Origin of the sequence: Lysinibacillus antri (genome assembly GCF_003977595.1) — a bacterium.
Lineage (GTDB): Bacteria > Bacillota > Bacilli > Bacillales_A > Planococcaceae > Ureibacillus > Ureibacillus antri.
Genome location: NZ_RYYR01000004.1, coordinates 1 through 26,964, shown reverse-complemented (window position 1 = coordinate 26,964; position 26,964 = coordinate 1). Strand labels below are relative to the sequence as shown.

Here is a 26,964-nt window from a genome sequence, read left to right as displayed (position 1 = left end):
ATGAAAATTAATCGTCAGATCTCATACCAGTATAAATTAAAATTAAACGTACTAACTCCAATACTGCGACTGCTGCTGCTGCAACATATGTCATTGCCGCTGCACTTAATACCTTTTTCGCACTTCTCTCTTCATTATTAGAAATAATGCCTAACTGGACAACTTCATTCATTGCCCGTTTCGATGCATCAAACTCAACTGGTAATGTCACAATTTGGAACACCACACCTGCTGCTAATAACGCAATCCCTAATAATAAAAAGCCTGAAATTGAAGAAAAAATACCAATCATTACAAAAATCCAAGAAGCGTTAGAAGAGATATTTGCAACTGGCACTAATTTAGAACGTAATGTTAAAAATGAATACGCTTCTTTATGCTGAATCGCATGACCTACCTCATGGGCAGCTACTGCTGTACCAGCGATTGAAGAGTTATAATAATTATCCTCAGATAATGCTACCGTTTTTGTAGCAGGATTGTAATGGTCAGATAAAACACCTTGTGTAGGCACTACCCTTACATCAAATAGTCCATGGTTGTCTAAAATCATTCGAGCTACTTGTGCTCCTGACATTCCCTTAGTTGCTGGAACTTGTGCAAACTTACTATACGTCTTTTTTACTTTTATTTGAGCATATATCGGTAATATTAAAATGATTAGAAAGTAGATAATATACATCCCTAAACTCAATTATTCTCTTCCTCTCTTTTTTATTAAATATAATACTAATATTAATGAATCGTTACAGTTTGTGCAAATATTCACGCTTATTATAAATCAAATAAGCAATAAAAATACAAGAAATTGATAACCAAAATGTAAAGTATCCAATATGGCTAGCATACAAATCTAATACACGATAAGTCGGCATTTGACCGTAAACATAATCAATAACATCATTATGCAAAGTCCAAATGGCTGCAATAATGATATGAATGTGCGAAAAACGATATTTTCCCATATAAAGGATTGCTTCAACCGCCATTAAAAAGTGGGAAGCAACCAACATCCAACCTGTCAAACCAATACTTCCAGTTTCAGCCAATGTTAATAGATTCATGACAACTGCCCATAAACCATATTTTACTAATGTTATTACCGCCAACGCTTCAATTAATTTAAAATTCTTTCCAAATAACCATCCTACAATCGCAATACAAAAGAAAAGACTTGCAGTAGGACTATCGGGAACGAATATTAAAAAATGGGGTTCAGTTACCGATAGTTGCCCCTTATACCAGTAATAACCGTATAGAGTACCGAAAAAGTTAATAATCAATATTAACGTTAAAAACGATCGGTGTGTTAATGCATACCATGCAGGAGCGAAGAATGATTTCATAGTTTTACCCCTTTAAATAAAAATTATATATTTAGTATGTACTATTTCTCGTGTTGATTTCATATGTAATAAGAAAAGAAAAATTTTATTATGCCTATTTAAAAATTTAAAATATAAAAGAGAAGAGAGTCAGTTTCCCGACTCTCTTTTTAAAACATCATTTTATTCTTCAGCTTTTAAACTAGCAATGAATTCAGCTACTACTTGAAGTTCTTCATCAGTACCAGCAAATTGGCCACCAGGCATTGCACCACGACCATTTTTCATTACTTCTGCAACCTCTTCTGCTGTTAATTCGTTACCTAATAAAGCAGGTGCTGCACCGCCACCAGCTAAGTCAGCTCCGTGACAAGCGATACATGATTTACCTTGGTCACCTGAGAGAATTAAGAAACCTTCTGCATTTTCGTCGAATTCGATTTCTGGAGTAGGTTCTTTAATTTCACCTTGAGCATGTACTTTTTCCCAGTTCGTGTTGTGAACTGATTCCCAAGTTAAGTATACGATTGCACATAATGTTAATAACATAAATACAGTTGGTAATGGACGTTTAGATGGACGGCGCTCTGGCGATCTATCTAAGAACGGCATTAATGCTAATGAACCAAATGCTAAACCAGGAATTACCATTGCACCAATCACGTTATACGGACCAGATGCGTAAGCATATTTTAATAATTGGTACATCTGTAAGAAGTACCAGTCTGGTAATGGAATATATGAAGCATTTGTTGGATCTGCCGGGCCTTCAAGTGGTGAAGGATGAGCGACAGTTAATAATAAATATCCAATTAAGAAAACTGCACCAACCATCCATTCTTTTAATAAGAAGTCAGGCCAGAAAGCTTCCGTTTTACCTGGATACTCGGAATAATCTTTAGGTATGTTCGGCATACGATCGTTCATTTTAACGCGCGAATCACCTACGAATTTCATCCCTTTTCCGCGATGCATAGTGTCCCCTCCTTTTAAAACTCATAAAAACAAATTGTCTATATTATAGTGGTCCAGAAATACCTTGACGGCGAATCATAATAAAGTGAGCCGCAAGTAATGCAAATAATACTGCAGGTAAGAAGAATACATGAATTGCGAAGAAACGTGTTAACGTTTGTGCACCAATAATTGTTGCATCCCCTGCAAGTAAGATTTTAATAAGTTCACCAATAAATGGTACAGAAGCCGCAATTTGGATACCTACTTTTGTAGCAAATAACGCTTTCATGTCCCAAGGTAGTAAATAACCAGTAAATCCTAACCCAAGCATTACTGCAAAAATACCTACACCAACAATCCAGTTTAGCTCACGAGGTTTTTTATATGAACCTGTGAAGAATACACGAAGCGTATGTAAGAACATCATTACGATAACCAATGAAGCTCCCCAGTGGTGCATACCACGTACGATTTCACCGAAAGCTACTTCGTTTTGTAAATAATAAACTGATTTCCAAGCATTCTCTACGTCTGGCACATAGTACATTGTTAAAAACATACCAGATAAAATTTGAATAACAGTAATAAAGAATGTTAAACCGCCGAAACAGTAAACGAATGCTGAAAAATGATGTGCAGGGTTAACGTGCTCTGGCACTTCGTGGTCGGCAATATCACGCCAAATTGGTGTGATATCTAATCGTTCGTCGACCCAATCATAAATTTTGTTTAGCACAATTGCCTACCCCCTAACTAAATTAAACTAAAGTATTCGCGACTTTTTTCCCAAGCATTAAATAGCCATCTTTTTCTGCTACTTCATACTCATCTAATGGTCCAAGTGGTGGTGTTCCCGCTACATTTTTACCATTCTTCTCATAACGTCCAGCATGACATGCACAGAAGAATTGGTCTGGGTGAGCAGAATCACCAGCCCAGTTAATAGTACAACCTAAATGTTTACATACTGGAGAAAGTGCTATGACTGTATCTCCATCTTTGTACACCCAAGCAGCCTCCGTTACATCTGATTTGTACCAAGCATCTACCTGTTCAAATGTAAAATCAACTTTTACAGGCTCTTCTGTAAGATCCGCAATTTTTTGGCTAGTTTGTACAAAATTACCTTCCGCTTTTGTTTGTAAAGCTGGATCAATTGCGAAACGAACCATAGGCATTAGCATACCCGCAGCCATAAATCCACCAACACCAGTTAATGTGTAGTTAAGAAATTGACGTCTTGAAACTCGATTGTTACTCATACTTTTCCCCCCTCTAACTAAAAGGTCAGTCCAATGGACATACTTTTACAAATAGTAATTACTAGGACATATCTATGATATATCAATAAAATAGGTTGGTCAATATTGCATTGACTTAGATTAAACAAGTTTGTGAACATTTAATGAAACAATTTACTAACTCTGTGTCCATTTGGAAGATAGAATTGGAATGACCTGTTTTAATTGATCTTCTAACACCGTTTTCTTTACTTCTTTATCCATAGATTCTAATGGTATAGAAGGTAACCAGATGACATCAATTTGGTCCATTAAGCTTGTCCATGAATGGTCACAAGTTAAAAATAGGACATGCTTAAACCCTACATTATGCAACTCCTCCTTTAATAGAGGAACAAATAATCCACTTTTTGTTTGCTCTGTGTAAGAAAATGGTGGAAGTAACATAAGTCTTCCTTTGAACTGTTGTTCAATGAACGCCGTTAGGGACATTAAATATTCTGCTGCAGAACTACTCTGTTTTATACCCTCATCAAACTTCAAAGATAATAATGGTACAATGGCAGTATCAATAAATTCTTTCTGTGCTTCAAATTGTTGTACATCTTTTACATTAAAATACATTTGCCCATCCTCCGTTTACATCAATATCTACTATTCCCAAAAAACAATAAAGAATAAACAAACTTCTTTGAATTCTTTAATCCATATGTATTTTACAAAATTTACTTGTATTCCGACATTAGAATATCATATAAATTTAAGTTTTTGTTACAATTCCTAAAAAATACAAACTTTTTAATTAAGAAAAGCAAAAGGCTCTAGGGTGGCTTGCGCCAGACACTGTTCTAAGTCCGAAATTTTATACTTTCTTATTCTTAAAAAAGGAAAAGTAGTATCAGTAACGAGTCTGATACTACTTTTTGGCTTTTGAGTCCGAATTATTAACTATTTTTCGAAGTTTGTTTTAATGCTTGTAGTAAGTTGGATAGCTGATAAAATTTATCTTTATCTCCTTTATCAAGCGCTTCATCGATTTCTTTTAATAATTTTCCTTCCTGAAATGCTAACATACTATTATTTAACATTTCTTCAGCAATTAGTCGGTCCTTTTCACTAATATGAAGATATTTTGGCATGTATGGATTTTCCTCTAATACCGCTAAGTATTGCTGACTCGGAGGTATATTCGGAAAATTTAATTGGATATACATACTTTCATTTGGATTTAGCCTTAGATCATGAAAAGATTTTTCTGCATCACTTGTCATAATGTTTCCTTTATAAAATCTAAACGGAACACCATTGGAATCTACAGAAGACATGACAATTGCTCGCGGACAGTAGTGTGCTTCTTCAACAAAATGAACGTTTTCAAGTAAACTATCATTACTTAACAAATAATTTAAAATCCAAACGCATTCTCTTCTTTTCAGTTGAAAATTTTTTAAAAACCAACGAACAAAAGTTTTTTTGTCAATAATCGGAATGGAAGAAGTCATTTAGCTATCCCTCCTTTTATTCAAGAGTGTCAAGCAAATCTAACCATTGTTGTTCATACGGCTGTAGTGCATTTAATTGCAGAGCGATTTTACGTGCTTCATGCCGTTGTCCATCTTCTATCAAGAAATAACAATATTTGCTTAAAAACGACGCATCCTCTTTAAATTCATTATATGCTAGCTTGTAAATTTCGTATGCGCGATTTACTTGTTCTTCTTCGGAATATGCATCCGCAACGATTGGATATAGGGCACTCCAATCAAATTCTTCGTTTTTAAGATCTTCATAAAGCGCAATAATATCAGAATAACGTTCTTCCCCTGCATATATCGACATTAATACAAGGATTGCTTCCATATACTCTGGATCTAACGCGATGGCTTGTTGTAAGTGGTCGATTGCCTCATCTGTCAAATGATTTTTCAATGCAATTTTTCCCGCAAATAAATAAAACGATTTTTCATACTCATCTCGTTTAATACCTTCTAAAATAACTTTATATGCATTTTTGTTGTCTTCTAACATGGCAAAGCTTTCTGCTAATAATAAATAAGCACTAAAGTAATCAGGATCTAATTCTTTTAAATCTTCTAATTGTTTAATAGCCAATTCAAATTTTTCACATTGAAATGCCGCGTATCCAGAACCAAATAATAAATCTGGCGTTACAATCTCCTCTAATGCTTCCATATAATAATCAAGAGCAGTCTCATATCCACCACCAGCTCGATAAACTTCAGCTAGACGTGTCGATAAAAGTACTCCTGCAACATTTTTTTCCTTTTCATGTAATTCTTCATACAAACGAACTGCCTCAGAAAATCGTCCCGTTTCAAATAATAATTCCGCCTTAGCAAACTTGAGTAATGGTTCATGAGGCATAATTTCAAGCGCTTCATTAATTCGCTGCTCTGCTACTTCGTATAACCCTTGCATTTGATAGTAGTCTGCAAGTAATAGTAAGCTTTGCGGGTATTCGGGTGCCTCATTATCAATACCCATTAATAATTGTAAGGCTTCATCTTCTTCACCTAATTCTATCAAAACAGAGGCACGGTCAATTGATAATTGCGCCTCATTTGGAAAGATAAATTGCAAATGTTCATATACTCGGTTTGCTTCATTTAAATAACCATATTGCATAAATAAATCTGCAATTTCGTATTGAGCTTCTGGCTCTTCGTTCATTAAGAAGTACTCGAATAAACTATTTATTTTTTGTAAGTCGCCATTTTGGATAGCTTGTAACATCTCCGTCGTAGTAGTTGTCAAATTTGCTCACCTTTTTTCATATAGTCATTTCTATGCTACAGGAGTCTAGTAGTAAAAAACAAGAAAAAAGGTCCTTCCAAATGAAAGGACCTCAAAATTAATTTTCCAATAAACTATTGACATGTTCAAAAAATGTAGGATATGAAACCGCAATACAATCTGTATCATCAATTTCAATCGGTGAATCAGCAATTAATGCCGCAATTGCCCCCATCATACCGATACGGTGGTCGCCATAAGATTGTAAACTAGCCCCTTGAAGTTTTGTCGGACCATGAATAATCATACCGTCATCTGTTGCTTCAATATTTGCACCTAGTTTTTTCAACTCTGTCACAACCGCTGTAATACGATCGGTTTCTTTCACTTTTAATTCTTCAGCATCCCGAATAATTGTCGTACCAGTTGCTTGTGTCGCTAGTAGAGCTAGAATCGGAATCTCATCAATCAGTCGAGGAATAATATCCCCCTCGATTGTAGTTCCTTGTAATTCGGAAGTTTGAATCGTAATGGTAGCAGTTGGCTCTGCTGCACTTTCATCATCCACTGTTACGACCATATTCGCACCCATTTTTTCTAAAACATCGACTATTCCGGAGCGAGTTGGATTTACCCCAACATTGTTCATAACAATTTTACTATTCGGAACGATTGCTCCAGCTACTAAAAAGAAAGCAGCTGATGAAATATCCCCTGGTACATTAACATGTGTTGCCTCCAGTTGTTGGCCACCTTTAAAAGAGACAACGCCATTTTCAACATGAATGTCTGCACCAAATTGTTTTAACATTCGCTCTGTATGGTCACGTGAAACTTCTTTTTCTCGCACGATAGTAGTACCTTCTGCGCGTAAACCAGCTAGTAGGATAGCCGATTTCACTTGTGCACTAGCGACAGGCATTGTGTAATCAATCGCCTGAAGTTGTGTACCTTGGATGGCAAGAGGTGTAAATTGGCCATTTTCTCTACCTGCAATGCTAGCACCCATTAAACGAAGCGGGTCGGCTACACGACGCATTGGACGTTTACCAATCGAAGCGTCCCCTGTCATAACTGTATGTAGTTTTGTACCAGATAAAATTCCAAGCATTAATCGCGTTGTTGTGCCAGAGTTCCCTGTGTATAAAACCTCTTTTGGTTCTTGCCACTGGTCCATCCCTTCACTTGTAATTGTGACATTTGTTCCCTCGACATTGATTTCAACGCCTAATTTTCGAAAACAATCAATTGTACTTAAACAATCTTCTCCAAGAAGAAAGCCACTTACGGTCGTTTTCCCATTCGCGATAGCTCCGAACATGACTGAACGATGGGAAATTGATTTATCTCCTGGGACTGTAATTGTTCCATTTAAACTTGGATTACGATAATTTAAAACTTTTGTGGAAGACATTTAAGCGCTCCTTTCAAACAGCAATTGGCTTGATCTATAGTTATGATACATACATTTCAAAATTTGTTCTTCTACTAATACATTTTTCAGCTTTTTCTCGGTCCTCAGCTGATTGGAAGCTAATTACTAAGATACCAAAAATGTCTTCACGTGCTTCAACAACGCGGATATTTGTAATGCTAATTCGTTCATCTGCTAAATAACCCGTAAGTTGAGAAATAACCCCTGGATAGTCTGGGATATCCACATACAAATCGAACGTTGTATAAAAGGCACCCGTTGTAATCGGCAAATCATCTCGTACTTTTTTTGCTATTGCAAAATAGTCTTCAATTGATTTTTGCTCATTGCTTAAAATAATCTCTTTTACACGATTCATTTCTTCAAGCCAGGAATCTAATTGCCCAATTAGTTCCTGTCGATTTTGCAATACAATATCTTTCCACATTAAAGGATTTGATGAGGCAATCCGTGTAATATCACGAAAACCTCCTGCTGCTAATAATGTGGTCATTGGATAATATTTTTGTTCAGCATCCAATTGATGAACTAAGGAAGCTGCCACAATATGTGGGAAATGACTTACAACCGCTGTCATGTGATCATGCTCTTGGGCATCTACTTTCACGATTTTAGCGAGTGTAAATTTTAATAATTGTTCAAGCTCCGTCACATTTGCTTCATCTTCACCTTTTAATGGCGTTAACATGTAATAGGCGTTTTCAAATAAATGTGGTTTTGCGGCCATTACCCCACTTTTATGCGAACCAGCCATAGGGTGACCTCCAATAAATGTAATGCCACATTCCCGAAGTTCTGCCCCTTTAGCCATAATCAACCCTTTTGTACTTCCTGTATCTGTTACAATGACATTCTCTTTTAGTGGCCATTGTTTTAGTTGATCTAGCCAATCTAGAGTGGCATTAACAGGTGTTCCAAAAATGATTATATCTGCTATTTTAGCCGCTTCAATCACATCTTCTACAACGTCATCAACAATTTTTAATGTTGACGCAAGCTCTCGCGTTTTTTCTGAGGCATCATAGCCAATTACTCGCGTATGGGGGGCCTTTTTACACGAAAGTGCAATAGACCCTCCGATTAACCCTAAACCTATGACAAAGACATTGCGTGTCATTTAAATAACTCCTTGTTCCTTTAACACTTCTTCAAGTAACGATAAAAACTTCTCATTTTGCTCTTCTGTTCCGATTGTTACACGGATGAAACCAGGAGTACCTAAAGCATTCCCACTTCTAATAATAAAGCCACGTTTCATCATTTCTTGGAACACTACATCACTATCGGCTTTTACTTCAAATAAAATAAAGTTCGTTTGAGATGGATAGTATTTTAATCCATGTTTATTACAGAATTCAACAAATTGATTTTTCCCAAGTTCGTTTTTCTCACAGCACTCTTTAATAAACTCTTGGTCAGTAAGGGCAACAATTGCTACTTTGGAACTTAACACTGTATTGTTGAACGGTGCACGTACTGGATCTAATTTTGCAATCACATCTTCTTGAGCAATTGCATAACCAACTCGGAATGACGCTAAGCCGTACGCTTTAGAAAATGTACGCATAATAATAACGTTAGGATATTCATTGACATAATGCAGTGTATCTTTATATTCTGGTGCATTGATATATTCAAAATACGCTTCATCAAGAACAACTAAAACGTCAGAAGGTACTTGTTTTAAGAAGTTTTGAATCTCATCATCACTAACAATCGTTGCGGATGGATTGTTCGGATTACAAACCCAAACAATTGAAGTATTTTCATCAATTGCAGCAAGCATCGCTTCTAAATCATGTGTGCCATCTTTTAATGGTACTTTTTTAACTTCCGCGCCTTCAATGTCTGCATTGTGACTGTATTGAGAGAATGATGGATCTGCCATTACTGTATTTACTCCTGGATATAAAAGCGCACGCGTAACGATTGCAATCAAGTCATCAGAGCCATTCCCAAATAAAAGTTGTGTCTCTTTCACACCAAGATGATTGGCAACTGCTGTACGTAGACTTTGCGCATAACCATCAGGATAGATTGCGTGGTTTGTTGCATCCTTTTGTAAAAATTCTTTTACTTTAGGCGAAAAACCATATGGATTTTCATTTGATGCAAGTTTTACCACTTCATCTAAACCGAATTCTTTTTTTACTTCTTCAATTGGTTTTCCTGGTTGATATGCCTTCATTCCATAAATTTGTTGTTTCCATTTCATAATGAACATCTCCTTCAATTCTGACTTTACTTAACTAAATCAGGACGTAAACTAACCGCATTGTTTAAGTAAATATGTTGTATATCTTTTTGGTGAACTTCTGTATTTACATGCATTAGTACACGCATACACATTGGCAAGGCACCTGGCACATCGATTTCGTGGGTGCACATTGTCGGTACGTACTGCCAACCTTCTAAAGATCGAACTGCTTTTGCTGGGAAAGCCGATTTAATATCCGTTGTTGTGGAAATTACGACCGAGCTAATATCTTCTGGTTGAATATTATTGGCTGTCACGATTTCTTGTACAAGCTTTGTAATTTCACTAAAGATAATTTCTGGTTCATCCTTCTCGATTGTTGTTGCTCCTCTTACACCGCGAATCATTTATATACCTCCGTAAGTAAAGAACGATACTCATGATCTACTTCTTTACATTCTGCTAGTTCAATTGGTTGTACAAATGGTTCACCAATTTTATTTAATAAAACAAATTGCAGTTGCCCATATTCAACCTTTTTGTCTTTCACTAAATAGTGCTCTAATGTTTCAAATGAATAGTTAAATGTTTCATCTAATGGGTAGTCATTGTCATAGGCATATTGTAAAAACTGTTTCGTAAACTCTCGATCAAGTTGACCATATCGTTCACTTAATAGTAATGCATAAACGATCCCAATCATGACTGCTTCACCATGAGCTAGCCCGCCATACCCTGCAGCAGCCTCAATTGCATGTCCATACGTGTGGCCAAAATTTAAGTATTTACGTACGGATTGTTCTGTTTCATCTTCAGCAACAATTTTAGCCTTTACTTCTATACCTGATTTTAAATGGAGTGCTAGCTTATCTTCTGCAATATTCGTTATAGAAGGAATGTCCATTAATTCACTTAACCAGTTTTCATTCGAGATAAGCGCGTGTTTAATTACTTCCGCCATACCTGAACGAATTTCACGTTCACTTAATGATTGTAGAAGATTTGTATCATAAATGACTGCTTCTGGTTGATAAAATGCCCCGATTAAATTTTTCCCATGTGGGTGGTTAATGGCTGTTTTACCACCAACCGCCGAATCATGAGCTAAAATCGTAGTCGGAATTTGAATAAACGGAATGCCACGCATAAATGTTGCTGCAACGAATCCAGTTAAATCTCCAACTGCCCCGCCACCAAAGGCAAATACAAAGGATCTTCTGGTACACTTTTTATCTATTAGAAATGTATGAGCATTTTGAAAATTCCCAAAGCTCTTACACTCCTCACCAGCAGGCATTACAAAGACTTCATACGCATAAGGAAATTGGCTTTCAAAATAATGCTGCTGTGCTTCCCAAACATTTTCATCTGTAAAAACAATTAATTGATCGGCCTTTTGTAATTTTTCATCAAAGGATTGGACAGCCATTTTTAAAACCGCGCTACCAATAACAACCTCATATTGATGAGATGCTGTATTTACCGGAATTCTCATGATTAGTACCCCTTTGCATACTCACGCATTGCATCGATTTGTGCTTTTAATTGTGGCAACTGGTCACTATGATATTGTTCGATAATGCTTCTTGCAATCTCCCATGCTATAACACTTTCAGCAACGATGGAAGCAGCAGGGACAGCACAACTATCTGAACGCTCTACACTTGCTTTGAATGGTTCCTTCGTTTCGATATCGACACTTTGTAAAGGTTTGTATAAAGTAGGGATTGGTTTCATAACACCTCGGACAACAATTGGCATTCCCGTAGACATACCGCCTTCTAAACCACCTAAACGGTTTGTCGCACGCGTGTAACCATTTTCTTCGTCCCATAAAATTTCATCATGTACCTCAGACCCTTTTCGACGCGCCATTTCAAAGCCAATACCAAATTCTACACCTTTAAATGCATTAATTGATAACATAGCTTGCGCAAGTCGTCCGTCTAATTTGCGGTCATAATGTACATATGAACCGATTCCTGCTGGTAGACCTTCTACGATTACCTCAACAACTCCACCAATTGAATCTCCAGCTTTTTTAGTATCATCAATCATTTCGACCATTTTTGCTGAAGCTTCTGCGTCTACACAGTAACATGGATCTTCTTCAACAATCGCACGGATTTCATCAGCTGATTTCCCTTCCACTTTCGAAGTATCCGCTTTGATACCGGCAATCTCTGTTACATGAGCAACAACGGAAATACCTAATTCGTTTAGTAACGCTTTGGCAACTGAACCTACTGCTACACGAACAGTCGTTTCACGCGCACTTGAACGCTCTAAAACATTTCGTAAATCTCGGTGCCCATATTTCATGCCTCCAACTAAATCCGCATGCCCTGGACGTGGACGTGAAATTTGACGCTTAATCTCATCTGGATCAATATCTTCTGGAAGTGGCTCTGCACCCATAATTTTTGTCCAATGCTTCCAATCGTCATTCGTAACAATTAATGCAACAGGAGACCCTAATGTTTTCCCGTGACGAACACCGCCTACAATTTCAACAGTATCCGTTTCAATTTGCATACGTCTGCCTCGACCATGTCCACCTTGACGACGTTTTAAATCATAATTTATTTTTTCTGCACTTATTGGTAAAAGGGATGGTAACCCCTCGATAATCGTAGTTAATTGTGGTCCATGAGACTCTCCTGCTGTAAGGTAACGCATAAAACACTTTCTCCCTTCAACTCGCTAAAGTATGTATTTTTTAATATAACATATATTATAACCTAAAAAACAGTCTATTTTGGTATGTATTTTAATATAATAACGAATATTCTGAACATAAAAGAAATCGGCGTACACGAAGAGCTGACATTTGCAGTAATTTTTTAGAAATTTGAAAAAAACGCTCTTCGTATTATTCGAAAAGCGCTAGTCCCAAATTGGACAAACTATTTTTTTCGATAAAAGAACGTATCCTCTACTTCGAAATCGTAACGGGCTGGGTTAAAGATTTGTTCGGTAGAGCCAACAAATAATATTCCGCCAGAGCGTAATGACTTGCTAAAGTTTTGATAAATTTGATCTTTCGCCTCTTCAGTAAAATAAATCATCACATTACGACACACAATGAGATCTAAACTTGATTCATAACTATCTTTTAATAAATTATGTTTTTTAAACGTAACGGTTTTTTTAATTTCGTCCTTTACTTTATAAAACTGACCTTCTTGATGGAAATATTTACTTTTCACTTCCTTAGGTACTTCTGCAAGGGATCGTTCTGGATATAATCCTAGTTTCGCCTTTTGAATGACATTTTCATCAATATCCGTTGCCGTTACTTGAACTTGGGATAAAGGTAAGTGATGAGATAAAACCATCGCAATTGAATAGGGCTCTTCTCCAGTAGAACATGCCGCACTCCAGATTTTCAGTCTTTTATTTGATTGCAATAATAATGGGAAAATTTTGTTTTGTAATACTTCCCAACGTTTCCCATTGCGATAAAATTCTGAAACATTGATTGTCATACGGTCTAAAAATTCATTCATTAAATCTTTATCTTTTTCCAGTGCTTGTAAAAATTCTACAAAATTTCGATAACCTTTCTTCTCATATAATGATGTTAAACGTCTTTTCATTTGTGCTTCTTTATATAGGGCGAGGTCAATTCCCGTTTTTCTTTTTATACCATCTATGAATTGCTGATAATCTGACATTTATCCATCTTTCCCCTCGATTGTCGTAAATTTATTATAGCTGAAATTTATAAATTCTGAAATAATTCATTTCAACAATCTACAATTTAGGAACATATCCAAGGTATTATTGTTCTCTTATATCTCCTAATGGTAGCTGGGTTGGTATATGAAGTGCTGAATCCAACGATAATTGTTGCCTTGTCTGTTCTATTTCTAATCGTAATTTTTCCGTTTCAATTAAATAATTATCTTTCCGTACTTTTTCTAATTCAATCTCTTGCTTTAACACTTCTAACTTTAATTTTGATTGTTTACTAAAATAATGGGTGATGATTGCGGTTATTGGTATTGCAGCACCAATTGTTACAATTCCTAATACGAGTATTACATAATCTGCCATAATTTAACCTCCTATGAATAGGTACGTTTTACTTTAAGTTGAGTTTCAATTATTTCATTATAAATTCATCCGTAACACTGCAGACAAATATTAACAATCTATGCAAAACGAACTTAACAAAAATAAAAAAAGCAACTATCACAGGTGCAATAGTTACTCTTGATGTTTTCTCGATTGTTATTCGTCGATTAAACTAGTTCTCCACCGAACCATAAGCTAATTTCACGTTCAGCTGAAGCTGGTGAATCTGAACCGTGGATTACGTTTTCAGAAATTGTTACAGCATAGTCACCACGGATTGTACCTGGTTGAGAGTCAGATGGTTTTGTAGCACCCATCATGATACGAGCTAAAGAAATTACACTTTCGCCTTCCCATACCATTGCAAATACAGGACCAGAAGTGATGAAGTCAACTAATTCACCGAAGAATGGTTTTTCAGCATGTTCTGCGTAGTGAGCTTCTGCGATTTCACGTGAAGCAACCATAAGTTTTGCACCTTTTAGTTCAAATCCGCGACGTTCGAAGCGGTCAACGATGTCTCCGATTACTTGACGTTGTACGCCGTCTGGTTTAATCATTAAAAACGTTTTTTCAATTGCCATAATTTAATATACACTCCTTCAAATTGAATAAGGCATTACACCTACCGATAAATATTACCAAAATAACATACATTCATCAACTCTTACAATTTAAACTAAGGTAAATTGTAGAAATTTGATGTTAGAATTTTCTCTTCCCGATGAATAAAGCAATATCTCGCAGCTTTTTCTTCATTGGATGATTCGGTAATGCATCCACTTCTTTTAAAGCTTTTCGTAAATATTGATTGCTAACCGTGATAGCTTGTTTAATGGCATCTGATTTTCGCACAATATTTAACATTTCTTTACGTTGCTCTTCTGTTACCTCACCTTTTTGGGCAAGTTCAATAAATTTTGCAATTGTTGGATGATCCTTTAATAAAAGAATTGGTAACGTAATGTTTCCTTGTAACAGGTCACTGCCAGCAGGTTTTCCTAATTCTTTATCTGTTGCAGTAAAGTCCAAAATATCATCAACAATTTGGTAACTCATGCCGACATAGTAGCCGAATTGTTTCAAATGTCGAACATTTTTATCATCCAACCCACTTACTACAGCACCTAGCTCACAACTCGATTCAATTAATAAAGCTGTTTTCCGCTTGATACGACGGAAATAGTCTTTTATATTTTGATTTTCGCGAAACTTATCTTCAATTTGGATCACTTCGCCGTTACAAATTTCAACCATTGTTTTGGCTAAAATTTGATGGACTCTTTTGTTTTCAATCGATGTTACATACTCTAAAGCACGTGCGAAAATAAAATCACCTGTATACATGGCAACGCGATTATTCCATTGTGCTTTTACAGTATGTCGACCTCTTCTCAAATCAGAATTATCAATTACATCATCGTGAACGAGTGATGCTGAATGAATTAATTCAAGCGGCACAGCAATATTTTTTACCTGTTCAATACTATAATGCCCAAATTTTGCACTAATTAAAACAAAAACTGGGCGTATTCTTTTACCGCCCGCTTGTAGTAGATGGAGAGAGGCATCATTTATCAAGTGCGAAGACGAGTTTAACGCTATTTCTAATTCTTTTTCGATGATGTCTATATCCGCTTTCAAATCGGAATAGAGTAATTTTAACTTCATCTTTTCCACGCTTGAAACCTTCTCCCCCTAGATTTGTTTTTTAAAGCCCATGTGCATTGCTGCTGCACCACCGCTATAGCCTTTATATCTTACTTGACGGAACCCCGCTTGTTCAAACATTTTCGCTAACTTTTTCATTCCTGGGAAGTCTTTTGCAGATTCTTGTAGCCATGAATATTCTTTATAGCTTTTTGCAAAAACCTTTCCAAATAGTGGCATAATATAATTAAAATAGAAACGGAATAGTTGTCTATAACCCGGAATTTCCGATTGAGACGTTTCCAAGCATACGGCCATTCCACCTGGTTTTAATACGCGATTCATTTCACGTAGTACTTGCATATAATCTGGTACATTACGTAAGCCAAAACCAATCGTTACATAATCAAATGTGTTATCCTCAAATGGCAGTTCCATGGCATTTCCGTGGAGTAACTCTATTTGAGGGTAGGGTTTTACCTTTTGCTCGCCAACCTTCAGCATGTTTTTACTAAAATCTAAGCCTTTGACAAGACCCTTCTCACCGGTAGCTTTTGCTAATGCAATAGTCCAATCTGCTGTACCACAACAAACATCGAGACATTTCGAACCCGGCTTGACGTCCATCTTTTTCATTGTATCTTCACGCCATTTCACATGAAGTTGAAAACTAATAACGGAATTCATTTTATCGTAACTTTCCGATATACTTTCAAATACCTCGTGAACGTGCTCTTCTTTTGATTTTGCCATCTTTTTCAGAACCTTTCTTCCTATCACTTCATAAGAAAAGCGTAAGCGCCCTCGCGCGAGCCCCGAAAATTCTTTCGAAAGGGGCTAGGGTGGCTTTCGCTAGACACTGTTCTAAATCCAAAGTTTTATACTTATACTTTTAAAAAGCAACCTTTTGCTTTATGTATAGCTTTAGTTCGTCCTTTAAAATAGACGAACGAAGATTTTCATCGAGTAAATCTTTTAATGCATCTATTTTATTTTGTAGCTCTTGTTCAAGAGACTTCCCATCTGCTAGAGCACTGTCACTCATCTTTCTCATGATTGAAGAGTAATGCCCATCTTGTATATGTTGCATTTCCTTTTGTAATTGTTGCAACAACAAGTCGGTATGTAGGAATGTACTATACTGTTCAAACCCATATACTTGATAAAAGCGTTTAATTAACTCAGTTTGAATTACGGAAATTGTTTCATACCACTCATCTAAAGAATAGGAATTTGATTCATAAACTTTAATTTGATGCTCACAACGATTGGCAATTCCTTCTGATAATTGTTTAATCAATGGTATATTGCCTACTTGAGCTAAAATCTCATAGTAACGCCCACTATAGTAATCACCTGATAAGACCGTTAATTGTTGCTCTTTAGTTGTTGCATTGTTTTCATTTATTTTATCATGTTCATTTAGTGAAGCATGTACAATCCCTACTGTAATCGCACTTTCACCAATTTGATCATTCCATGTTTCTCCATTTAGAAATGGTAACAACAAGTAAAACAATTGATTTTCATTTAAAACTGGTGTTCCAACATAACGCAGTAATGTTCTATGACGAACATGCATGAAAATATTTGTTTTGAATTGTTCGATTGACTCTTGAATGTATGTTGCATCCATAGATATTACTCCATTCCACTTATGTGCAATTTGATTTTTCAATTGCATTTGTTTATTACATCATCCAAAAATTACTTTTTTGTCCCACTTTCAATTACACCGTGAGCTGAAAAGATTTTGGCTTTCCCACGAATTTTCATTGCAGAAGTATGTTCTGTAAATTGAGCAATCATTACTTCTCCAGCATCTAACTTTTCTGAATGATGGAATTTTGTGTCTGTTCCTCTTGTTAAACCGATTACATGAACGCCATCTTCTTCTGCTTCAATGATAATATAGTCAGGGTGTGTCATTGTATTTGCTCCTCTTAAACATATTCTTGTACATCATACCACAATCAATTACCTTAATTAAGACATTTGAATAAATGAAATCACTTCACGTCGTAAAACGTCATCTTCCCCATAAACACCACGAGCTGCAGATGTAACTGTCTTCGCTCCTGGCTTTTTTAATCCGCGCATTGTCATACACATATGTTCCGCTTCTACCACAACATATACACCTTTTGGATCTAACATTTCCATAATTGCGTCGGCAACTGTTGCTGTGATTCGTTCTTGTAATTGTGGTCTACGAGCAACCGATTCAACACAACGACCAAGCTTACTTAATCCAGCTACCCTTCCTTCTTTCGGAAGATAGGCAATATGTGCTTTTCCATAGAATGGCACTAAATGATGTTCACACATAGAGTGAAATGGAATATCTTTCACTAGAACTAATTCTTCATGTTGTTCGTTAAAAACTGTACTAAAATATTCTCTTGGATCTTCATGAATACCACTAAACATTTCTTCGTACATTTTTGCTACTCGTGACGGTGTATCTAATAGCCCTTCACGATCTATATCTTCCCCAACAGCTTCTAAAATCATTTTTACTGCTTCTTCTATTTTATTTAAATCGACTTTCGACATAATATTATCCTCCTTCTTCGAAAAGCGAAGAACGCTCGCGAAAGCTCCGACAACAACTAGAGGAGCTGACAAAAGGGCGCTTTTTGCCCTTGCAGACAACACCGAAGTTGTCGACGAGCTAGCGTTCGCTGCTACACACTGTTCAAAGTCCAAAATTTATATTTCCCTTCAAAAAAAAGACTGCCAAATTAAATCATAACATATTGGTTCTCTTCGAAAAAAGCGTTTCTTCTTTTTTAAAGTAACCCGCGCATGAATAATCAATTCATCGCTATTTTGCCCTATAGTTAGTTGAATTAGTTTAGAAAATTCGTATGTATTAGATTCCGCTTTTTTACCTATGTATGTAAATGTAAAAAGAGCAGTCATCATGCTTGTCCATGACGACTGCTCTATGTAACTTGCGCACAATTTTTATTTTACAGCATCCTTAAGAGCTTTACCTGGTTTAAAAGCAGGTACCTTGCTTGCAGCGATTTCGATTTCTTCGCCAGATTGTGGATTACGTCCTTTTCTAGCAGCACGTTCACGTACTTCGAAATTACCAAAACCGATTAATTGTACTTTGTCACCCTTTGCAAGAGCATCTTGAATTGTATCAAATACAGCTTCAACTGCTTTAGAAGCGTCTTTTTTAGAAAGACCTGCAGCTTCAGCAACAGAGTTTACTAATTCTGTTTTATTCACACCATTCACCTCCTCTCAAAGGGTAGAGCTAAATCATGTAAAAAGAGTAACATATAGAAATCCTTGGTGCAACTGTATTTGTCCATGTTTTTCTATATAAAATTGCTTTTTTTCACATAAAAAACAAATAACAGGACTTTTCACCTGTAAAATGAAAAATCCTGTTACTATTTTATCCCAATTATTCTTATTTTAAACAATCTTAAATAATGAAAGTTACTAAACCACGTTCACCTTCATTAACCATTCGTTCGATTGTTTGACGCATTCTTTTCTTCGCATTTGGTGGTACAGCATTCATTTTATATTTGATACCTTCTTTTAACACCTCATGTAAAGTTGTACCAAATAATTGCGTTTGCCATAAAGCTTCACGATCATGGTTATAAGAATATTGTAAATCCTTTAAAAGCTGCTGGCTATAGAATTCGGTACCAATTAATGGGGCAAATTCCGTTTCCATATCCACACGGATAATATGGTACGAAGGTGCATACGCCTTCATGCGAACACCATAGAAATTATTTTGTTTAATAATTTCCGGTTCACTTGGCTCAAACTCTTCCATTGTTGGTAAAGTTACACCATAACCTGTATCACTTGCTTCCTCAATTGCTTCTCTGAAACGTTTATGAGCTTGTTTTGCTTCTGCTGCCTCTTTAATAAATAAGAGCCAATCTTTTTTCGTATCAATTGGCGAATCGAGCCATTCATTACAAACCGCTTTATAAATTTCAGGTTTTAATGTAACACGAACTGTGGCAACACCCAGCCCAGCATCCACTCGCTCGATTTCACTTTCTTCCACAAAATCAATGTCACGAAGCTCATTAGCCGCTTGAGAAACATCACGGATTTTCGTGATGGAATTTAAAACGTTCCCCACTGCATCCGACAACGTTAAATTTAGCGGATGCGTCATATCAAGTACATCTAGCCAATCTGGTTTCTCTACTTGAATGTCTTCGATCGGGAATTCATATAGCGCTTCTTTTAAAATATATTCCATATCATTAATAGACATTTTATCAATTGCTACTGGAATTACTGGTACGCTATACTTTTCAAGTAGCTCATTACGTAGAGATTGCGTATAGTTATTCCCTGGCATTTGACAGTTTAAAACAATAACAAAAGGTTTACCAAATTCTTTTAATTCACCTACAATTTGTTCCTCTGCTACTTCCACAGCGTTTCGATGAATCCCATTGACCGTACCGTCCGTCGTCACGACAATGCCAATATTTGCGTGATCACGAATCACTTTATCCGTACCAATTTTTGCAGCTTCCTGGAATGGAATTGCTTCTGAACTCCATGGAGAATTTACATATCTTGGACCATCTTCATCTTCATACCCTTTTACACCATCAATCACATACCCAACACAATCAGCAAAACGAATGCGGAAAGGAATTTCGCTTTCCCCTATTGTGATTTCCGTCCCTTGTGCAGGAACAAACTTAGGTTCAGCGGTCATAATAACAGGGCCAGGTGAACTTTGTGGCAGCTCGTCCAGTGCTCGTTTGCGATCTTCTTCATCTTTAATATTTGGGAGCACAATGGACTCCATCATTTTTTTCACTAACGTAGACTTTCCGACTCTCACAGGCCCTACAACACCAATATATACGTCCCCATTCGTTCTTTCTGCTATTTGATGAAAGATTTCTTCGCCTATTGTAGCTCCTCCTTTACGTAATTCAGTTTATGATTAGGTTTCATTAAATATGAAATAATGAATAAAAAAAGCTAGCTCACTTGCACTAATAGTGTACGAGTTTGCTAGCAGTTTAATGACTACCTAATCATATTTTATTCTTTTGTTGGATCATACATAAAGACAGGCTCGTTGTTTTCATCAACTGTATATGGTAAAGAATATGCTGGAACAACCGGATATTTATCTACTAATAAATAACGAATATCTTCCCCTGGTTCTGGTTTCAAGTTATTATCTTGTAAGAATAAATTCATATCTACGGAATAATCAACAAAAATATCCCCTTCTGTTGTAACAATTAAAGGTAGATGATTATTCGAGTATGGACTTGGCACCGTTATTTCTTCTTTTATTCCAATTTTCTCGTAATCAATTGTATAAATATAATCTGATATTTTTTCTTTAAATGTTGGATAAAGTGTTCCAATAAAATAAATATTTAATTCCCGAATTCTTTCGGCTGCACGTAAATCCACTAACTTGACGGTTGGGTTTTCTTCTGCATCCCAAATGATATATTGGAAAATACCACCCTTTTCATAGGAGTTTGTAGGTGGATTGGCCATATATTTCGGAACTAATTTCGAAAAGTCAATTGGGTATTTAATAAAGATATCTGTTTCCATATCTCTTGTTTTAATAGGAAGTACACCTGTATCGGCTTGGAATTGTTCAACAGCCGTTTGGACCGCATCTAATTGATCTTGATAAGGTATTTGATTACCAGCCTTCTCTTCTTCAGGGAATAGACACCCAGATAATAGGATTGATGAAATTAGAAGAATTCCGAACATGCTCCATTTTCTTTTCATTGGTTATTTCACCTCTTTTGACATCGTAATATTAATTTGGCCATGTAAATACAACAAGTACCATTAACAGTGATCCTATTGCAAATAAGCCAAATGCAAACAGGCGGATGATGAACGATAAAACGCCATTGTTCACCCATTTACGTGCTGCTGAAACGATTAGAACCGAGATTAACATGGCTCCAATTGAATAGAAAGAAACCCACATCACATCAAGAGAATGCATACTTGCAAGTGGTCCTCTGGAGGAAGCTAGTACAAATCGGTCCATTGAAATAAATGGTAAATACAAATTGAAAAACCACCTTTCAAAACTTTTATGTATCATATTTCGACAAAAAGAAATCAAAAGAAGAGGAGGTACAATTTATATACCTCCACATAGGAAAAGCGGAAGCACCCTCGCGCGAGCCCCGAAAATTCTTTCGACTTCCGACAAGCATGCTTGCATGTGTAGGAGGAAGTTGAAGTTTCCGAGGGGCTAGGGTGCTGGAGCTAGACATTAATTCCAACTCGAAATTTTATACTTTCTTATTCAGTAAGAAAAACGGAGAACCGTTGCCTAACTTATAATCAACCATACTAAACTGCGGCTCTCCAATTTCTTTTTAGTGCAAATCATCAATTTCTCGTTTTTTCATACGAATCATTAATTCATCTACCGCAACTTTCGGATCTTTACTATTAAATAAAATATCGTAAAGAGCTGTCGTAATCGGCATTGGCACTTCATATTTCAATGATAATTGGTAGGCCGCTTTAGTTGTTCGAACACCTTCAACTACCATACCCATTTCATCTAGCACCTGCTCGAGCTTCATGCCTTTGCCTAACAGATTACCCGCTCGCCAGTTACGCGAATGAACACTTGTACATGTCACGATTAAATCGCCCATTCCTGTAAGTCCTGCAAATGTAAATGGGTTACCGCCCATTTTAACGCCCAATCGAGTGATCTCGGCAAGTCCACGGGTAATTAATGCCGCTTTTGCATTATCTCCATAATCTAACCCATCCGAAATACCCGCCGCAAGCGCGATAACATTTTTTAACGCGCCACCTAACTCAACACCGACCACATCATCATTTGTGTAGACACGGAAATATTGGTTCATAAATAAATCTTGAACTTTTTCCGCTGCATGTAAGTTGCTACTTGCAGCCGTAATCGTAGTTGGGTGATGTAAGACAACCTCTTCTGCATGGCTAGGGCCTGATAACACAACAATGTCTTCGATAACAGTTGGTGATAAGCTTTCTTCGAGCATTTCAGAAATTCGCATAAGTGAATCGGGTTCAATCCCTTTAGATACATGAACAAATAGCACTTTCCTTGTTAAAAACGTCATCATTTTTTCACAAACTTCACGGATTGCCTTTGTCGGCACTGCCACAACGACCATTTCAGAAGTAGCTACAGCTTCTTCTAAGTTACTTGTTGCAAATAAGTTGTTCGGTAACATGATTTCTGGTAAGTATTGCTGATTTGTATGTTTTTCATTAATTTCGTTTGCTTGGTTCTCACGATGTGTCCATAATAGGGTATTATGTCCATTTTCAGCCAAAACGATTGCTAAAGCTGTTCCCCAAGAACCTGCACCTAAAACCGTTACATTACCCATCTATAAACCCCCTTAAGTTTCGTTACTCGCGTGCACGTGCAATTAAACGAATTGGTGTCCCCTCAAAATCGAATGTTTCACGAATACGATTTTCTAGGAACCGTTCATAAGAGAAATGCATTAATTCTGGATCATTTACAAATGTAACGAATGTTGGTGGCTTCACTGCAACTTGTGTTGTGTAGTAAATACGTAAACGGCGCCCTTTATCTGCTGGTGCTGGGTTACGTGCAATGGCATCTTCAATGACTTCATTTAAAATAGATGATTGAATACGCATTGCATGGTTTTCGCTTACACGTTGTACAATTTCTAAAATTTGATGTACGCGTTGTTTCGTTTTAGCTGAAACGAAAATAATTGGTGCATAGTGTAAGAATAAGAAATGTTCACGAATTTGTTGTGTGTAATGATTCATTGTTTTTTCATCTTTTTCAATGGCATCCCACTTATTCACAACGATAATGACTGCTTTTCCTGCTTCATGAGCATATCCGGCAATTTTTTTATCTTGTTCTTGAATACCTTCTTCTGCATTGAATACAACTAAAACAACATCGGAACGTTCAATGGCTCTTAAGGCTCTTAACACAGAATATTTCTCTGTCGTTTCATAAACCTTCCCTTTTTTACGCATCCCGGCTGTGTCAATGATGACATAGTCTTGTCCATCATAAGAGTATGGCGTATCAATGGCGTCGCGTGTCGTTCCTGCTACATCACTAACAATCACTCGCTCTTGTCCTAAAAATGCATTTACCAATGAGGATTTCCCTACATTTGGACGCCCAATCAAACTAAATTTAATTGTTTCATCTGGATATTGCTCTTCATCTTCTTTCGGGAAATGTTTCGCACATTCGTCTAATAAATCCCCAAGACCTAACCCATGAGATCCTGAAATTGGGAAAGGTTCCCCAAAGCCTAAGGAATAGAAATCATAGATCATTTCACGCATATCTGGGTTATCGATTTTATTAACTGCTAGAACAATCGGTTTTTTTGTTTTATACAAAATTTTAGCCACTTGTTCATCCGCTAATGTTACCCCTTCACGTCCATTTGTCATAAAAATAATGACATCTGCCTCGTCAATAGCAATTTCAGCTTGCTGACGAATTTGATCTAGGAATGGTTCGTCTCCTATTTCAATTCCACCTGTATCAATTATGTTAAATTCATGTGTTAACCAATCTGCCGAACTATAGATGCGGTCACGCGTTACACCTGGAATATCTTCCACGATTGATACCCGTTCACCAACAATACGATTAAATATTGTTGATTTTCCAACGTTCGGACGACCTACGATGGCGATTACTGGTTTTGTCATCTGTACTTCATCCTTCCAAATTCTTATCTTTTCGTATTATACACGAAATTATTGTGGATATCATTTTTTCACTTCAAAAATGCCAAATACAATAAGGAAATAGTAATTTCTATAAGATTTTTTGCCATAACTTACATCAAGCTAATTGCCTTAAACTCTATTATTATATAGTAGAAAATAGAGAGGAGCTGCATATGTGAAAAGATTGTCACAATTTTATATATTATTTAGTCTTATATTTATTTTTACTATACCGATAAGCGACAAAGTCCAGGCAAACACGACTTTTCCCGATGTAGTGCAATTTAAAGAAGAAATCATGTTTCTAAATAATAAAGGAATCATTTATGGCTATGGGAATGGGAATTTTGGTCCTAATAACCCTATTACACGGCTTCAGGCAGTCCAAATGATTTTAAGGGAAATGGGCGTCGATTTAAAAGATGCACCTAACCCCCATTTTAAAGATGTCACGCCTTCAAGTTATGGATATGACGCCATTTCCAAAGCGGCTGAACTTGGCATCATTTCTGGAAAAGGTGATGGTCGCTTCGATCCTAATGGAACCCTTACGAGAGGACAAATGGCAATTATTCTTGTCAATGCCTACCAGTTAAAAGGGACATCTCCATATTCTTTTCCTGATGTGAAAAAAAGTCATTACATGTATCCATACATCGACACTTTAGCAAGTCATCACATTACGGTTGGAGGAACAGACGGAAAGTTCCGACCGAATGAACCATTAAAACGAGCGCATTTTGCCGTCTTTTTAGCTCGCCTATTAGACAGAGATTTTGTTAGCTATCCTAGTTTTTCGCATAATACAGAAACAATTGCGAATTTTGCACAAAGTGTTTTAATTATAGAACTTTATGATGAAAATGACGAATTGATTTCACAGGGTAGCGGTTTTATCGTCGGAAATCAACTAATTGCTACGAATTTGCACGTAATCAGTGGCGGTGTTAAAGCAGTGGCCATTACAAATGATGGCGAGGAATTTGAGCTTGAAGGTGTTGTTGCATATGATGAATACCTTGACCTTGCCTTAGTAAAGCCGGCTGGAAAAATTAGCTATCCTGCCTTACCTCTTGCTAGCTACAATTCGATCAAAATAGGTGAAAAAGTTGTTGCGATTGGTAGTCCATATGGTTTGCAAAATTCCGTAACGGAAGGGATTGTTTCTGGCAAACAAACATTTAGAGATGAATTTGGTACTGTTAATGTCATTCAATCCACTGCACAAATTACGTTCGGTAGTTCAGGAGGGCCCCTTTTCAATATGAAAGGGTTTGTTATTGGGATGAACTCTTTTGGGATGGAAGAATTGAACTTTGCCGTTACATCCGATTATGTTGCCCAAATGTTACAGCCTTTTAAAGCAGTTAAATTTGCAGCACTTCAAACGGAAGCTTTTAGCGATATGCCAGAAATCTACTTTGAAGAAGAGGACGAACCTAGTTCAAATGAAGAAGAAAAAATTCCAGAACTAGATGAATATATTCCAGTAAATCCTCCTACGCCTAGTGAGTTGCAATTATTAGCAGAAATGAAGCAAACCACTTCAGAACTATTTATTGATGTAGTACATGACAATAACCAACCTATCATTTATGGAATTAATACGTATGGAGAGCTCATTTCATTTAACTATGAAACAAATGAGGTAAAAACATTATCCTTTGATGAACCAGCAGAAAGCCTATTCTATGCAAATGGTGAGCTTTATATTACATTACTACAGGGTGAGCATAGTTCTTATTGGTGGGATGAATTACAAAAAGGTGCAGTTGCTATTGTTGATACGGCAACATTTGAAATTAAAAATAAATTTAATATAAAAATAGATCCATATGATATCGTAGCAGATGATAACTATTTCTATGTTTCATCAGGTTCAGGTCAATGGACAACGATTAAAAGTTATAATAAAGAAACCGGAAAAGAAGTGTCATCACAAATGATACGCCAACAAAGCTCTATTTTCTTACACCCAAGTAAAAATCGAATTTATGCAGTCGATTCGGATTCTTCACCTAGAGATATGGAAGTCTTCTCGATTTCTAACGGCATGATTACAGCAGGCGCTGATTCGCCATACCATGGTGATTACGAACTTTTACCACACATGTCATTGTCGCCAGATGGAAAATATATCTTTAATAACTATGGAACGATCTTTACAGCAAGTCGTTTAAAATCAACGGATATGCAATTTGTTACGGAATTAGATACGGCATTTTACGATGTTGCCTTTAATAACGAATTAACAAAGTTTTATTTAACAATTGACGATTTACTTTTCGTATACGATTATGCAGGCTTTACACTTTTGGACACATACAAACTAGATGGCGAAGGTTTTTATCTGTTTAACTACAAAGGTAATTTAATAATTGTTGGTGAAGAAATCGCCCCAAAAACAAACCTTCCAAAAACGTTTGTATTAAGAACAAATATGAAGTAAAACTAAAAACACGTAATGGGTATGATGTGATATGCTCCCCAATAGGTAGACAGATGAAAAAACAAAATCTGTTTATCTATTGGGGGGTATTTTTTATGGGGCGAAGTAAGCATACGATTGAA

Annotated in this window: 29 protein-coding genes; 1 reads left to right on the top strand and 28 read right to left on the bottom strand. The window is 36.5% G+C overall.

Going from position 1 to position 26,964, the window contains the following annotated elements:
• Window positions 1–7 precede the first annotated feature (7 nt).
• The 28 genes from EK386_RS03940 to der form a co-directional block, all read right to left on the bottom strand.
• Window positions 8–682: a zinc metallopeptidase gene (locus EK386_RS03940; RefSeq protein WP_126657876.1), complete on the bottom strand. Its 675-nt coding sequence runs from the start codon at window positions 680–682 to the stop codon at window positions 8–10.
• Between the two features lie 64 nt (window positions 683–746).
• Window positions 747–1,346, bottom strand: a complete 600-nt coding sequence (lhaT, locus tag EK386_RS03935; protein ID WP_126657727.1) for a lipoprotein heptaprenylglyceryl N-acetyltransferase LhaT — start codon at window positions 1,344–1,346, stop codon at window positions 747–749.
• A gap of 162 nt (window positions 1,347–1,508) precedes the next feature.
• Window positions 1,509–2,300: a menaquinol-cytochrome c reductase cytochrome b/c subunit gene (locus tag EK386_RS03930; RefSeq protein WP_126657726.1), complete on the bottom strand. Its 792-nt coding sequence runs from the start codon at window positions 2,298–2,300 to the stop codon at window positions 1,509–1,511.
• 43 nt (window positions 2,301–2,343) lie between these two features.
• A complete protein-coding gene (gene qcrB, locus EK386_RS03925) occupies window positions 2,344–3,018 on the bottom strand; it encodes a menaquinol-cytochrome c reductase cytochrome b subunit (protein WP_126657725.1) in 675 nt (224 codons plus the stop codon).
• Between the two features lie 22 nt (window positions 3,019–3,040).
• A complete protein-coding gene (locus tag EK386_RS03920) occupies window positions 3,041–3,544 on the bottom strand; it encodes a QcrA and Rieske domain-containing protein (RefSeq protein ID WP_126657724.1) in 504 nt (167 codons plus the stop codon).
• Window positions 3,545–3,700: 156 nt separating this feature from the next.
• Window positions 3,701–4,147 carry a YpiF family protein gene (locus EK386_RS03915; RefSeq protein ID WP_126657723.1) on the bottom strand — a complete coding sequence of 149 codons (447 nt, stop codon included), beginning with the start codon at window positions 4,145–4,147 and terminating at the stop codon, window positions 3,701–3,703.
• Between the two features lie 320 nt (window positions 4,148–4,467).
• Complete coding sequence (locus EK386_RS03910; protein ID WP_126657722.1) at window positions 4,468–5,025, bottom strand: ReoY family proteolytic degradation factor; 558 nt, start codon at window positions 5,023–5,025, stop codon at window positions 4,468–4,470.
• A 16-nt stretch (window positions 5,026–5,041) separates the two neighbouring features.
• The gene (locus tag EK386_RS03905; RefSeq protein ID WP_126657875.1) at window positions 5,042–6,277 is read right to left on the bottom strand and encodes a tetratricopeptide repeat protein; all 1,236 of its coding nucleotides are present in this window, start codon (window positions 6,275–6,277) and stop codon (window positions 5,042–5,044) included.
• Between the two features lie 118 nt (window positions 6,278–6,395).
• Window positions 6,396–7,691: a 3-phosphoshikimate 1-carboxyvinyltransferase gene (gene aroA, locus EK386_RS03900; protein ID WP_126657721.1), complete on the bottom strand. Its 1,296-nt coding sequence runs from the start codon at window positions 7,689–7,691 to the stop codon at window positions 6,396–6,398.
• Window positions 7,692–7,731: 40 nt separating this feature from the next.
• Complete coding sequence (locus EK386_RS03895; RefSeq protein WP_126657720.1) at window positions 7,732–8,829, bottom strand: prephenate dehydrogenase; 1,098 nt, start codon at window positions 8,827–8,829, stop codon at window positions 7,732–7,734.
• Entirely contained in the window at window positions 8,830–9,927 is a 1,098-nt protein-coding gene (gene hisC, locus EK386_RS03890; RefSeq protein WP_126657719.1) for a histidinol-phosphate transaminase, read from the bottom strand.
• A 26-nt stretch (window positions 9,928–9,953) separates the two neighbouring features.
• Complete coding sequence (aroH, locus tag EK386_RS03885; protein ID WP_126657718.1) at window positions 9,954–10,316, bottom strand: chorismate mutase; 363 nt, start codon at window positions 10,314–10,316, stop codon at window positions 9,954–9,956.
• The gene (gene aroB / locus EK386_RS03880) at window positions 10,313–11,404 is read right to left on the bottom strand and encodes a 3-dehydroquinate synthase (protein ID WP_126657717.1); all 1,092 of its coding nucleotides are present in this window, start codon (window positions 11,402–11,404) and stop codon (window positions 10,313–10,315) included. Before aroB ends, aroH begins: the two co-directional genes overlap by 4 nt.
• A 2-nt stretch (window positions 11,405–11,406) precedes the next feature.
• Window positions 11,407–12,588, bottom strand: a complete 1,182-nt coding sequence (gene aroC / locus EK386_RS03875; RefSeq protein ID WP_126657716.1) for a chorismate synthase — start codon at window positions 12,586–12,588, stop codon at window positions 11,407–11,409.
• Between the two features lie 227 nt (window positions 12,589–12,815).
• Window positions 12,816–13,586: a CheR family methyltransferase gene (locus EK386_RS03870; RefSeq protein ID WP_126657715.1), complete on the bottom strand. Its 771-nt coding sequence runs from the start codon at window positions 13,584–13,586 to the stop codon at window positions 12,816–12,818.
• A gap of 106 nt (window positions 13,587–13,692) precedes the next feature.
• Complete coding sequence (locus EK386_RS03865; RefSeq protein WP_179965996.1) at window positions 13,693–13,968, bottom strand: hypothetical protein; 276 nt, start codon at window positions 13,966–13,968, stop codon at window positions 13,693–13,695.
• 188 nt (window positions 13,969–14,156) lie between these two features.
• Window positions 14,157–14,573 carry a nucleoside-diphosphate kinase gene (gene ndk / locus EK386_RS03860; protein WP_126657714.1) on the bottom strand — a complete coding sequence of 139 codons (417 nt, stop codon included), beginning with the start codon at window positions 14,571–14,573 and terminating at the stop codon, window positions 14,157–14,159.
• A 121-nt stretch (window positions 14,574–14,694) separates the two neighbouring features.
• A complete protein-coding gene (gene hepT / locus EK386_RS03855; protein WP_126657713.1) occupies window positions 14,695–15,669 on the bottom strand; it encodes a heptaprenyl diphosphate synthase component II in 975 nt (324 codons plus the stop codon).
• Between the two features lie 18 nt (window positions 15,670–15,687).
• Window positions 15,688–16,392, bottom strand: a complete 705-nt coding sequence (locus EK386_RS03850) for a demethylmenaquinone methyltransferase (protein WP_126657712.1) — start codon at window positions 16,390–16,392, stop codon at window positions 15,688–15,690.
• Between the two features lie 139 nt (window positions 16,393–16,531).
• A complete protein-coding gene (locus EK386_RS03845) occupies window positions 16,532–17,275 on the bottom strand; it encodes a heptaprenyl diphosphate synthase component 1 (RefSeq protein WP_126657711.1) in 744 nt (247 codons plus the stop codon).
• A gap of 71 nt (window positions 17,276–17,346) precedes the next feature.
• Complete coding sequence (mtrB, locus tag EK386_RS03840) at window positions 17,347–17,568, bottom strand: trp RNA-binding attenuation protein MtrB (protein ID WP_126657710.1); 222 nt, start codon at window positions 17,566–17,568, stop codon at window positions 17,347–17,349.
• Between the two features lie 57 nt (window positions 17,569–17,625).
• Window positions 17,626–18,195 carry a GTP cyclohydrolase I FolE gene (folE, locus tag EK386_RS03835; RefSeq protein ID WP_126657709.1) on the bottom strand — a complete coding sequence of 190 codons (570 nt, stop codon included), beginning with the start codon at window positions 18,193–18,195 and terminating at the stop codon, window positions 17,626–17,628.
• Window positions 18,196–18,609: 414 nt separating this feature from the next.
• The gene (gene hbs, locus EK386_RS03830) at window positions 18,610–18,882 is read right to left on the bottom strand and encodes a non-specific DNA-binding protein Hbs (RefSeq protein ID WP_053994313.1); all 273 of its coding nucleotides are present in this window, start codon (window positions 18,880–18,882) and stop codon (window positions 18,610–18,612) included.
• Window positions 18,883–19,084: 202 nt separating this feature from the next.
• Window positions 19,085–20,563: a stage IV sporulation protein A gene (spoIVA, locus tag EK386_RS03825; RefSeq protein WP_126657708.1), complete on the bottom strand. Its 1,479-nt coding sequence runs from the start codon at window positions 20,561–20,563 to the stop codon at window positions 19,085–19,087.
• A 134-nt stretch (window positions 20,564–20,697) separates the two neighbouring features.
• Entirely contained in the window at window positions 20,698–21,417 is a 720-nt protein-coding gene (locus EK386_RS03820) for a YphF family lipoprotein (protein WP_179965995.1), read from the bottom strand.
• A 31-nt stretch (window positions 21,418–21,448) separates the two neighbouring features.
• Window positions 21,449–21,709, bottom strand: a complete 261-nt coding sequence (locus EK386_RS03815; RefSeq protein ID WP_246027570.1) for a DUF2768 domain-containing protein — start codon at window positions 21,707–21,709, stop codon at window positions 21,449–21,451.
• A gap of 316 nt (window positions 21,710–22,025) precedes the next feature.
• On the bottom strand, window positions 22,026–23,039 hold the full coding sequence (locus EK386_RS03810) for an NAD(P)H-dependent glycerol-3-phosphate dehydrogenase (protein ID WP_126657707.1): 1,014 nt from the start codon (window positions 23,037–23,039) through the stop codon (window positions 22,026–22,028).
• A 22-nt stretch (window positions 23,040–23,061) separates the two neighbouring features.
• Window positions 23,062–24,372, bottom strand: coding sequence for a ribosome biogenesis GTPase Der (gene der, locus EK386_RS03805; protein WP_126657706.1), 1,311 nt, complete (start codon window positions 24,370–24,372; stop codon window positions 23,062–23,064).
• 196 nt (window positions 24,373–24,568) lie between these two features.
• On the opposite strand from der, the gene EK386_RS03800 reads away from it, so the two are divergent.
• Window positions 24,569–26,842, top strand: coding sequence for an S-layer homology domain-containing protein (locus tag EK386_RS03800; protein WP_126657705.1), 2,274 nt, complete (start codon window positions 24,569–24,571; stop codon window positions 26,840–26,842).
• The last annotated feature ends 122 nt before the right edge of the window (window positions 26,843–26,964 follow it).